This window comes from Aquiflexum lacus (assembly GCF_015476655.1).
Lineage (GTDB): Bacteria > Bacteroidota > Bacteroidia > Cytophagales > Cyclobacteriaceae > Aquiflexum > Aquiflexum lacus.
The window spans coordinates 19,660-31,515 of record NZ_JABFHF010000047.1; the positions used below are offsets into that span (position 1 = coordinate 19,660).

An 11,856-nucleotide genomic window follows, 5' to 3' on the forward strand; every position below is an offset into this window, starting at 1 on the left:
GTTCTTAATGGCAGAACTACTTTGTATTTTGACAGAGCAAACAAGCGCCTTCTCCTTCTTGATTTAATTGTGGGGTATGGTATTGCAAATCCAGTGTGCATGAAAATTTCCTCTGCGTGGATTTTTTGGAAGAAGGTGAGGGATTTTATAAATAGAAGTGATTTTAGAGAGCTAAAGACGAATGGGAATTTCCTTTCATCCCAAAGAGCTGAAAACAGGAACTTTACTTACTATCCTGGAGCAAGGAGGACTTTCAAAAGATAATATTTGATCCATATGTTATTTCTAATAAGATCATTTTAGTCTTAATATTTTTTACTTCTTCGATTATCATTCTGTAGGCAAATTGAATTTAGTTTTCTTTAGACTTTCTTTCCCAAAATTATTAAAGCAAATATTTTTTAAATTAAACGATTAATTAAACGTTTATCTTCTTTATCTGACCTAGAAAATTCTTTTTTATAATTTATATTTAGCTAAGCTTTAAGTTGAACCTAAATAATATTTTTATGGAAAAAAAGGTTTTCCCATCGTCAATTTTAAATGCAACGGTGGAAGTTTATGATTCCCGTATCAGTGTCAGATCACAGGCAATTTATTTGATTTTACTGGTTATTCTACTTTCGGCAGTTGCTGCTTTGCCATTAATATATGTTGATGTTGCGGTACAATCCCGGGGCACTTTTCAATCGGCACTTCAGCGAAATTCCTTGATGAGTTCGGTGGGTGGGCGATTGGAAAACTGGGCCTTGACAGAAAATAAAAAGGTAAAAAGAGGGGATGTGTTGGCTGTAGTTCGGGCAGAGGTAGTACAGTTGGAAATGCAGGGACTGGGAGAAAGGTTGGTGCTTTTGGATGATTTTATTTTTGATTTGGGGAAATTACTGAGGATGAATATGGAAGGGTATGCTGTTTCGCTGGTCCCGTTAAAATCCAAATACTATCAGGCTTCACTTTTGGAATTTCAGACCAAAATCAACAATCAAGCTTCTTTGCTTCAGAAGTTGGAAAGGGACTTTGATCGTGCCCAATTGCTTTACAATAGTAAATCCATCGCCTTTGCTGACTATGATAACATTGAGGTACAGTACAAACAGTCATTGACGCAAATAGATTTACTCAAAAAGCAACAGATCAATCAATGGGAACAGGAACTGATCAATCATCAGAATGAAAAATTACGCCTAAAAAACCAATTGGATGTTTTTTCAGAGCAAATTGATCAGTACAAGATTATTGCTGGCACAAACGGCACCCTGATCAATGTACTTAACCTGAATGAAGGTGATTTTATCCATCCTCAGCAAAAACTTGCTGAAATATCACCGGATACTACTTTGATAGGAGTGACCTACATTTCTCCAAGCGACATTGCATTTATAGAAAAGGGGCAAGAAGTAACCTTTCAGGTTGATGCTTACAATTATAATCAATGGGGTTTGGCATACGGTAAAGTGATTGATATTGCGGATGACCTCACTTTGATCAATAAAAGGGAAGCAGGTTTTTTGGTAACCTGTATGTTGGATACAGCTTTTTTGACCTTACCAAGTGGCCAGGATGGGCATATCAAAAAAGGGATGACTTTTAATGCCCGTTTCATTGTGGCGAGAAGGTCTTTATTTCAGTTGCTTTATGATAAGGTGGATAACTGGCTCAATCCTCAGGTTCAAAATAAAATCTAATTTTTTATCATATGGGTATCAAAGTCAAACAAAGGGATATTACCGATTGTGGGGCAGCCTGTCTTGCATCTGTGGCCTCACACTACAATCTGGAAATGCCGGTAGCAAAAATCAGACAGATGGCTTCTACCGATCAAAAGGGGACCAATATCTTGGGTCTGATTGAAGCGGCGACTAAAATGGGTTTTTCGGCCAAAGGAGTAAGGGGCGAATTCGATGCACTCAAAGAAGTTCCCATGCCGGTAATAGCCCATGTCATCGTCAAAAAAGTGCTGCATCATTTTGTGGTGCTATACAAAGTAAATGATAAGATCGTGGAGTATATGGATCCCGGAGATGGTCAAGTGCATAAGGTAACTCCAGAAGTGTTTAAAGAAATGTGGACCGGAGTTTTGGTCTTGTTGATGCCCAACGATGAGTTCAAAGCCATCAATCAAAAGGTGGGTACCTGGAGCAGATTTTGGTTTTTGGTGCGCCCTCATCGAAGCGTCATGTTTCAGTCTTTAATCGGAGCAGTCATTTACACCATTTTAGGTTTGTCTACGTCCATCTATGTTCAGAAAATCATTGACCATGTATTTATAGGTAGAAATGTCAATCTGCTTAACCTTCTTTCAGTGGCCATGGTCATTTTGCTGATCCTTCAGATATTGATTGGAGTTTTCAAAACCTTGTTTATTATCAAAGTGGGCCAACGCATAGATGCCCGTTTGATTTTAGGGTATTACAAACACCTTTTAACCCTGCCTCAGCGATTTTTTGATACCATGCGGGTTGGAGAGATCATTTCCAGGATCAATGACGCCGTTAAAATCCGGGCCTTTATCAATGATGTATCGATTGGGTTTTTGGTGAATATTTTTATTGTCATATTCTCATTTGCCTTGATGTTTACCTTTTATTGGAAACTTGCCTTGGTCATGCTATTGGTGGTGCCTTTGTATGCCATTATTTATTGGATTACCAATCGGCTCAATAAAAAGATTGAAAGAAGGCTTATGGAAGAATCTGCTGAACTGGAATCCCAATTGGTGGAATCCATCACAGCAGCAGGAACTATCAAGCGCTTTGGGGCAGAAGACCACGCCAATATCAAAACCGAAATCAGATTTGTTTCCCTTTTGAAGACTGTTTACCAATCTGGGCTGAACAATATTTTTTCAGGAACATCTTCTGAAACAGTTTCGCGCCTATTTACCATTATTCTCTTGTGGGTTGGAGCAGGCTATGTTTTGAAAAATGAGATCACTCCAGGAGAGTTGATGTCTTTTTATGCTTTGACCGGCTATCTGACAGGGCCTGTTTCAAGCCTGATCGGAATGAACAAGACTATTCAAAATGCATTGATTGCAGCAGACAGGTTGTTTGAGATTATGGATTTGGAAGTGGAAAGTTCGGAAGAAACATTCCCTCTCAAAAAGGAGGATGTAGGGGATATTTATTTTAAGCAAGTAAGCTTCAGGTATGGCTCAAGGGCGAATGTCTTTGAAGGTTTGAGTTTGGTCTTTCCCAAGGGTAAAATCTCAGGTGTGGTGGGGGAGAGTGGTTCAGGGAAAAGTACCTTGGTATCTCTGCTCCAAAACCTGTACCCCTTACAGTCGGGAAATGTATACATTGGAGATCATGATATCAAATTTATCAATAATTCCAGTTTGAGACAGATAGTCTCTGTTGTGCCTCAGCGCATTGATCTTTTTGCAGGAAATGTATTGGAAAATATTGCCTTGGGTGATTACCAACCGGATATGCAAAAAGTGGTGCATATCTGCAATAAGCTGGGTATGATGAGTTTTATAGAAAGCCTCCCCAATGGTTTCGGGACCTATTTGGGAGAAAATGGGGCAGCCTTATCAGGTGGTCAAAAGCAACGTATTGCCATCGCAAGGGCATTGTATCGGGATCCGGAAATATTGATTTTGGACGAAGCTACTGCTTCTCTGGATCCTGATTCTGAGCAATTTGTACAGCAGTCCATTAGGATGTTGTCCACATCCGGGAAGACCATCATCTTCATTACCCATAGGCTGGCAGCGGTACAGGAATTTGATTGTCTGTTTGTTTTGGACAAAGGGAAACTGATCGAAGAGGGGAACCATGCGACATTATTGGCCAAGGAAGGCAAATATTTTGAAATGATCAGGAAGCAGTTGGTGGTGTTGGCTTAAAATGTACGAAGTACGAAGTACCAAGAATTACATATCGAATTTTAAATGTAATAATCTAAATAACTAAACTATGGAATTTATCAAGCAAATCGAAAGATTACAGCTTTTGACAAAGCTGGTCAGGGAACAGCGGACGGGAAGTCCCGAGGAATTGGCAGAGAGACTGGGGGTGAGTAGGAGGCAGATGTATGTGTATTTGGAATATTTAAATGACATGGGTGTAGATATTCAGTACGCCCGGCGATTAAACAGCTTTGTGTTTGTCAGTCAAAAACAGATCCGGATTTATTGGAGGTTTGAAGTTTTAGAGCCCACTGATGTCAGTAAGGTACTTGGTGGTGCACTATCTTTAGGCAGATCATTTACCCCAAATATTTCCCAATGGAAACCATAGAGTTTTTCCCTTGATTGATGAATTTAATGTATGTATGCAATGATGCTAGTAAAATGGCAATTCAATAAAATTCTCGCTAGAAAACTAAAATATTCGGTAAATCGGACTTCCGACATGTTTGTAGTGGAGAATTGGGTTACTGGCAAAGAAAAGGATAACCATTATGAGTATTAACTATTTCACTAATTTCTAAATTTTATAAATATGAAAACATTCGAAAATCTTTTGACCTTTTTGAAAGCACCTTATGGTGCAGAGAATTATAGTGATATTAAAATCAGTGATTTCATTCTCCTACTGCTGATCACCATGTTTACAGTGGTACCGTATGGTTATTTCTTAGAATGGGTAGGAATAGATCAGTTTGAACATATCATGAAGGAATTCATGGAAAAAAATAAATGGGTGTTGGCGATTTTTGCCATATTTTTGGCGCCATTGATAGAAGAACCTATTTTTAGGCTTCACCTGGACCTTAAGAAGTCTTCCATTTGGTGGGGTTTGGTATTATCTATATTTATGATTGATGAACTCTGGTATCCTGTTATTTTATTGTGGGGGTATTTGATTTTTCTATATGTAAAGATATCTAAAGGGGAAAAGCCAAATCTTAAAATTGTTGTATATAGTTCTTCGGCATTATTTGCCTTGGTCCATATGGGCAATTTTATCGATTTTGATTATGGGAGGTATTTTTATTGGGTTCCCTTTTTAGTTGCTATTCAGTTTGTAGTTGGATTGGTTTTAAGTCATATCAGATTAAACCATGGCATGAAATGGGCCATTATTTTTCATGGGGTTTATAATGCAGTTTTGATTATTCCTGCTGTTTTTTTTTATGAACCTTAAAAAAATAAAAATCTTTTATTTTGTGCTGTTTTTATGCATGGAGCAAAAGTAATTTAGAATCATGATCAGAAGCCGGAAACGATGCTAGCTAAAAATCAGGCAGACTGAGATTGGGAAAACCCAACGCCCGGAAAAGGTTGGGAGAAAAAGGAAAATTGTTTAAATTATGGAAAAGTTTAAAGAATTAACTATGAATGAATCTTTAGAAATCTCAGGCGGAATTAGTATAAAAAAAATTTGGGAAGCTATAAAATATTTATACACAGCTCTAGAGATTCAAGATTCTGTAAATGAATTTGTGGACGGCTGGAATTCTGTTGACTGTGAATGTAAAAAATAAACAGGAAAAAAAGGGTGTAGTTTCACCCTTTCCACTCAATCTATATTTTGAGAAAAGAACCTTTGTTTTTTTCTCCCTTCTCTTTTTTAATCTTGTTTTAGTAAACATAGTAGATTTTTTTGATTTGAGTAATAATTTTTCAAATCCAGGTGATGGGATCGATTTCAAGGAGGATTTTTTGTTTATTATTGTTTTTTTTGGTTTTGTTTTACCGATTTTTGAAGAATTTGTTTTTCGTTTTTGGGTTCGTGAAAAAATTTCAAAGGTTATTCTTCCTTTAATTTTACTAATACTTTATATTATTTATTTAAATTATCATTGGGTTTTCAACATCACCTTTATAATTGTTTTTATTGTTCATGTTATTTTTATTTCTAAAAAAAGAGATAAAACTCTAGTTATTTCTATTTTAAATGGTGGTGTTTTTGCAATTTTCCATATCGTGAATTACCCTGTTAATGAACTGGTGTCAGGGTTCATATACTTACCTATCCTTTTTTTGCCGCAATTTGTATTAGGTGTTATTGTCTGCTTCATTAGAAAATTCGGATTTAGATATTCTGTATTTTATCATATTTTACATAACTCATTGTTAATTTTAATTGAATATGTCCGTGTTTCAATTTAATGTTCTGCTAAGGAATGATTCTATCTTAAAAAAACATGGAATCAAGAATATTGATTTCGGTTATTTTATATTATTTGGAATCAATTTAGGTGTGATAATTTTATTCGGTGTATTTAATTCTTACTTAGAATCTGGTGTAATAGACTCAGGTCGTTTTGATATTTCTGACTTTAAAAATGGGTTTGTTATTTTTTTTATAATGGCTGTCATGGTTTTTCCCTTTTTTGAAGAGTTCATTCATCGGTCTTTTGTTTCAAAAAGAGAAAATATTTCTTGGAGTATCATCGCAGTTATGATTTACTTTTTTCTTCTAACAGATTTTTCATTTCATAGAATTTTAGTTTTTTTATCTTATATATTTTTTCTTCTTTCAATATTTTTTTCATCAAAATTGTATCAAAATAAAATTTTTCTATTGCTATTCTCTTCCTTGTTTTTTGCAATTTTCCATATTTTTAAATTCGAAGATCTTCATAGTTTTCACTTATCCAATTTACTATTAAGTTTATTTCCCCAATTTTTTACAGGATTCATTTTGTTTTTTGTTCATTCTAGGTATGGTTTTTTCGCTGGAGTTTTACATCATGGGTTAATAAATGGAGTTTTATTGATTATCATTTATACAACTATATTACTATTTGAACAAGAGATGTCAGCCTCTTTAATTGCTGATTAATTTAAATTGTAAATAAAATGAAAGTAACTGAAAAATTCTTTATGGGTCTATCAGATCAAGAGATGAGGGGAATTAGTGGTGGAGGAGATTCCATCTTTTACAAGTTGGGTCAAGCTGGCCATAAGGTTTGGTGTGACATTAAAGATGCTTGGCAAGATTTCAAAGCTTCACCTTCTCCTGGATATGGTGGGGTTACAGGAGTTGGCACTCATGGGGCTACTAAATAGTTCGACATTTTAATCAAAAAATCTAGATCGAAAAAAACGATCTAGATTTTTTCATTTTTTATTTGCCGCAATTTCAAGATGGTAAGTATAATCAACACCTTTTCGACTGATCATAAATGAATCTTTTGTATTAATTAATCATAAAATCCTTCTTTCCTTTGAGGAGGTGCAGGAGATTAAAGGGGGATGGATGAAGGAAGTAATACACGAATTGCTTATGGTGCATATTTTATAGGATATCAGTGACAGATTTATCGAGCGTCTTAAATAAGGTTGAAAATGAACGGATGGACTTAAATATCAAAAAGTAGGAGTGCATCAAGAGCTCCCTTTAAACGCTATGTTTTATGAGGAAATCATTCTGGATATTTATTTTTGGAATTGCATTACTTTGTGTGATAATTTATTATACGATTTATTGGGAGAGATTTATCGAAGGATTTAAAATAGGGTAGAGTTGATATCCTCCTGCAAATCAAAAATGATAATTGTTTAATTCATTGTGATTTTAGGAATTGCGAGTTTCCTAGCATACCATGATGGACATATACTTGGGAAATACAAGTCACATATTTAGAATAATATGGATACAAAATAAATATGATTGAAGATATTGGTTTCCCTATTATTTTTGGTGGGCTTATACTATGTATTTATGGCCTTGTTTTAATCATTCAAAACCGAAATCATTTTTTAACCTGCTTTGGTATTTCAATTTCAAAGAATAACCTCCTAATTAGCTTTCTTTTTTTCTCAATGATTTTGTTTCTTTTTGCTGCGGTTGTCTGGTTGAATATAAATCGGGATTTGATTTCGGTTGGCTCACCAAGAGATATTCAACTTTTGCTAAAAAGCATTCCAATTGATTTTGCAACAGCTGTTTTTGAAGAATTTATTTTTAGGGTATTGATTTTTTCAAGTGTTTATTATTTGGTAAAGAACAAGATTGGGACAGTACTATTGACCGCTATCATATTCTCATTTGCCCATCTTCCCGAAAACCTTTTGTATTTCTTAAGCTACTTCCTAGGTGGGATTATGTACGGATTTGCTTTTGTGAAATTTCAAAGTATTTGGGTTCCAACTGCCATACATTTTTCATGGAACTTTATCCAAGGGGCTGTTTTTGGATTTCCTGTTTCAGGTATGCCTTCAGAAGGGATCTTGTCTCTTGAGATAACTCCTGATATATTTTTCAACGGTGGCGATCAAGGTCCTGAAGGAAGTGTTTTGGGGATTATGATGAGGTTTATAATCATATTGATGATTGTATTTTTAAAGTCAGGTCCACCCAATCAGCAATTTTTACGATTCAAATGGAATTGGTCGAAAATGAAATGATAAACTAATTTTAATGCAATATGTAACCACTTCAAACCCTCCAATTTTTTGATTATACTGATGCGATTATGGAAAAAAATTATTCTTCTAGAAGATGTTATCCGATTAAATAAACGTTTATTTAATTTATCAAGGCGAAAAAAGCATTCTTTCTTTTTCTCTTTTTTTGTAAATTTTCAAAAATTAAAACTAGATGCTTGGCAATGCAGAACGATAAATTGACTCTTCCAGATCAATCAAAACCAATCTTTTTTACCAATAAAAGGCTTATTGCATTCCTTCATGTATTGGTTTCAATAGTCGGGTTAATTTTTTATGCTGAATTAGAGCAAATTATTGGAGAGGAGCATTTGATTTTAAGGCTTGCCTTGGTTTATGGTTTGTTGTATGTTTTCAAACCTAACAAAGTCTTCGAAAAATGGTCTTTTTTGCCTTATCTCTATCCTGTGATCTTCTTTTTTGTCATTAATTTACTGGGATTTGCAAACGCTGAGGGAGTAACTATCTATACTAAAATCCTAGGGTTTTCATTAGGGTTTTTATGGATCATTCTTTTGGAATGGACAACAAAGAAGCTTCGACCGTCTATTTTTTGATTTTAAACTGATTTAGTCAACATGGTTCAATTTCCATCCAAAACAATTAAATCAAAAACCCCAAAACCCCCTCATCCACCATCTCCGGAACCGTCACCTTTAATCCCGTTTTCCTTTCCTTTCCATTTCTCGCTTTATCGCAAACAAGGCCTCCTTATTTCTGGCCCAAGCCCTTCTTGAAATCCCGTTGTTCACATCATAAAAGAGCATGGATTGCAGCCTTCGATGAGCTTCTACTATACCATTCAGCAGCATGCCGAAACCTCCATTGATGACCTCGCCCCAGTCTACACCGCCGCCGTTGTGGATGGATACCCAAGTTGCGCAGCGGAAAATGTCACCCCCCAGATATGGGGGAAAAAGGAAAATTGTTAAAATTATCAGGAAGTTTTAGGAATTGATTTTTGAGGAGTTGCATGAATGGGAATCACTGTGTCGTAGTTACTGGCTTTTCATAGAATGGTGATTGCGATGGCCTTGACGGTTATCGATACGATGTGATAGGGCCCAACCAAAATAGAACTTAGGTCTTTTCAATTAGGTAGTTTAAAAATATAAATCTTGATTCTTCATTTAAACTCTTTTAAAATATCAAAAATTTTGCGTCTATACTATTTATAATATCATTTACTGTTTGGGGGATGAATTGCATTTATATAATTTTTTTCATGAGCAATGATGATGATTTTTATTTATTTGGAGCTATTCAAACAAATAAAATTGTATCTGCATTAGTTTATGCAATACTTTCCATTCTTTCATTAATGTTTGTAATTAAAAATAGAACCAGGAAAGAAGGCAAAAATTGAAAAATATTTTTTTTAAAAATCATCTCCTAAAATCCTAAAACCCCCTCATCCACCATCTCCGGCACCGTCACCTTCAATCCCGGTGTCCTTTCCATTTCCCTTTTTATTGCAAATAAAGCCTCATCATTCCTGGCCCAAGCCCTTCGTGAAATCCCGTTGTTGACATCGTAGAAGAGCATGGATTGTAGCCTTCGGTCAGCTTCTGCCGTACCATCGAGGAGCATTCCGAATCCCCCATTGATGACCTCGCCCCAGCCTACACCGCCGCCATTGTGAATGGAGACCCAGGTCGCGCCACGGAAACTGTCACCGATCACATTGTGGATGGCCATATCGGCGGTAAATCTGCTGCCATCGTAGATATTGCTGGTTTCCCGGAATGGGGAATCCGTGCCACTGACATCATGGTGATCTCTGCCCAGGACTACGGGAGCGGAGATTTCTCCGGATTGTACAGCCTTGTTGAAAGCTTGGGCGATCTTGGTCCTACCTTCTGCATCGGCGTAGAGGATACGGGCTTGAGAACCCACCACCAGTTTGTTATTACCTGCTTCTTTGATCCATTTGATATTGTCCTGCATTTGTTGTTGGATTTCGGTAGGGGCGGAGGCCATGATTTCTTGGAGTACTTTGGCTGCTATTTGGTCGGTTTTCTCCAGGTCTTCAGGCTTGCCCGAAGTGCAAACCCATCGAAATGGGCCAAAACCATAATCAAAACACATGGGACCCAAAATATCCTGCACATAGGAGGGATACCTAAAATCAATGCCATTCTCCGCCATCACATCTGCCCCAGCCCGGGATGCTTCCAAAAGGAAAGCATTGCCATAATCGAAAAAGTAGGTTCCTTTTGCCGCATGTCTATTGATCGCAGCAGCCTGTCTGCGCAGGGATTCCTGTACTTTGCATTTGAATTGCTCCGGGTCATTGGCCATCATGGCATTGGCTTCCTCGAAACCCAGACCTGCAGGATAGTATCCACCGGCCCAAGGGTTGTGGAGAGAAGTCTGATCCGATCCGAGTTCTATCATGATGTCCTCTTCATCAAATTTCTCCCATACATCCACCACATTGCCCAAAAAAGCGATAGAAACTACTTCCTGATTTTCTTGGGCACTTCTCACCCGATCAACTAATTTATCCAATTCTTCCATCAATTCATCCACCCAACCTTGTTCATGTCTTTTGTGGGCTGCCTTTGGATTGACCTCGGCACAGACGGTGATGCAGCCTGCGATGTTCCCGGCCTTTGGTTGGGCGCCGGACATGCCACCCAATCCAGCGGTAAGGAAGACCTTACCCTTTTGATTGACGGCTGCACCAAGTTTTTTTCTAAAGGCATTCATCACCGTGATGGTGGTGCCGTGGACTATCCCTTGCGGGCCAATATACATATAGGAACCTGCGGTCATCTGTCCGTATTGGGTTACTCCAAGAGCATTGTATTTTTCCCAGTCATCAGGCTTGGAATAATTGGGGATCATCATGCCATTGGTGACCACTACCCTTGGGGCATCTTTGGAAGAAGGAAAAAGTCCCATGGGATGGCCGGAGTACATGTGGAGGGTTTGTTCCTCCGTCATCTCGGCAAGGTACTGCATGGTCAGCAGGTATTGCGCCCAGTTTTGGAAAACTGCCCCATTGCCACCGTAAGTAATCAGCTCCTGTGGATGTTGCGCCACTGCCAGATCAAGGTTATTTTGGATCATGAGCATGATGGCTGCTGCCTGTTGGGTTTGAGCAGGATATTCAGAAATGGGTCGGGCATATATCTCATAATCCGGCATAAAACGGTACATATAGATCCTTCCATATTCCTGCAATTCTTCAAAAAATTCCCGCGCCAGTTCCGCATGCCATTTTTTTGGGAAATAACGTAGTGCATTTTTCACCGCCAGTTTCTTCTCTTCCATGCTTAAGATATCCTTTCGTTTAGGGGCATGGGAGAAATCAGGATTTGGCTGCTTTTTGGGAGGTAAGGTAGGAGGGATGCCTTGGAGAATTTGCTCTTGGAAGGTCATAATTTGATTCTTTTGATTAGTTCAAAAATCTTGAATTAAGAATTAATGCTTGCTACTTAATTAGGCTTACCCTTGTCATACTAAGTTTGGCCTATAAAAAATGTTGTTTAATTATCAGAATATTA

General features: G+C 37.3%; 13 protein-coding genes. 11 read left to right on the forward strand and 2 right to left on the reverse strand.

The genetic code is table 11. The annotated features are described in order from the left end of the window. Positions 1-99: 99 nt before the first annotated feature. The 11 genes from HMJ38_RS24280 (at position 100) to HMJ38_RS24330 (ending at position 8,901) form a co-directional block, all read left to right on the forward strand. Positions 100-264 (forward strand): hypothetical protein, encoded by a 165-nt coding sequence (locus tag HMJ38_RS24280; RefSeq protein WP_194977045.1) that lies wholly within the window; start codon positions 100-102, stop codon positions 262-264. Positions 265-509: 245 nt separating this feature from the next. Beyond that, positions 510-1,685: an HlyD family secretion protein gene (locus HMJ38_RS24285; protein WP_194977046.1), complete on the forward strand. Its 1,176-nt coding sequence runs from the start codon at positions 510-512 to the stop codon at positions 1,683-1,685. 11 nt (positions 1,686-1,696) lie between these two features. Next, positions 1,697-3,850, forward strand: coding sequence for a peptidase domain-containing ABC transporter (locus HMJ38_RS24290; RefSeq protein WP_194977047.1), 2,154 nt, complete (start codon positions 1,697-1,699; stop codon positions 3,848-3,850). A 70-nt stretch (positions 3,851-3,920) separates the two neighbouring features. Then, positions 3,921-4,244, forward strand: coding sequence for an HTH domain-containing protein (locus HMJ38_RS24295; protein ID WP_194977048.1), 324 nt, complete (start codon positions 3,921-3,923; stop codon positions 4,242-4,244). A 204-nt stretch (positions 4,245-4,448) separates the two neighbouring features. After that, positions 4,449-5,093, forward strand: coding sequence for a CPBP family glutamic-type intramembrane protease (locus HMJ38_RS24300; RefSeq protein ID WP_194977049.1), 645 nt, complete (start codon positions 4,449-4,451; stop codon positions 5,091-5,093). A 166-nt stretch (positions 5,094-5,259) separates the two neighbouring features. Continuing rightward, a complete protein-coding gene (locus tag HMJ38_RS24305) occupies positions 5,260-5,433 on the forward strand; it encodes a hypothetical protein (RefSeq protein ID WP_194977050.1) in 174 nt (57 codons plus the stop codon). Next, on the forward strand, positions 5,417-6,061 hold the full coding sequence (locus HMJ38_RS24310; protein ID WP_194977051.1) for a hypothetical protein: 645 nt from the start codon (positions 5,417-5,419) through the stop codon (positions 6,059-6,061). Before HMJ38_RS24305 ends, HMJ38_RS24310 begins: the two co-directional genes overlap by 17 nt. After that, on the forward strand, positions 6,048-6,737 hold the full coding sequence (locus HMJ38_RS24315) for a hypothetical protein (RefSeq protein ID WP_194977052.1): 690 nt from the start codon (positions 6,048-6,050) through the stop codon (positions 6,735-6,737). Before HMJ38_RS24310 ends, HMJ38_RS24315 begins: the two co-directional genes overlap by 14 nt. Positions 6,738-6,754: 17 nt before the next feature. After that, positions 6,755-6,964, forward strand: coding sequence for a hypothetical protein (locus tag HMJ38_RS24320; RefSeq protein ID WP_194977053.1), 210 nt, complete (start codon positions 6,755-6,757; stop codon positions 6,962-6,964). Positions 6,965-7,807: 843 nt separating this feature from the next. Next, on the forward strand, positions 7,808-8,305 hold the full coding sequence (locus HMJ38_RS24325) for a CPBP family intramembrane glutamic endopeptidase (RefSeq protein WP_194977054.1): 498 nt from the start codon (positions 7,808-7,810) through the stop codon (positions 8,303-8,305). Between the two features lie 203 nt (positions 8,306-8,508). After that, entirely contained in the window at positions 8,509-8,901 is a 393-nt protein-coding gene (locus HMJ38_RS24330; RefSeq protein ID WP_194977055.1) for a hypothetical protein, read from the forward strand. A gap of 99 nt (positions 8,902-9,000) precedes the next feature. Here the strand turns inward: HMJ38_RS24330 and HMJ38_RS24335 are convergent, their stop codons facing one another. Together HMJ38_RS24335 and HMJ38_RS24340 are read right to left on the reverse strand one after the other, a co-directional pair. Beyond that, entirely contained in the window at positions 9,001-9,285 is a 285-nt protein-coding gene (locus HMJ38_RS24335) for a hypothetical protein (RefSeq protein WP_317174592.1), read from the reverse strand. Between the two features lie 451 nt (positions 9,286-9,736). Continuing rightward, on the reverse strand, positions 9,737-11,731 hold the full coding sequence (locus tag HMJ38_RS24340) for a urocanate hydratase (protein ID WP_194977056.1): 1,995 nt from the start codon (positions 11,729-11,731) through the stop codon (positions 9,737-9,739). Between the last annotated feature and the right edge of the window lie 125 nt (positions 11,732-11,856).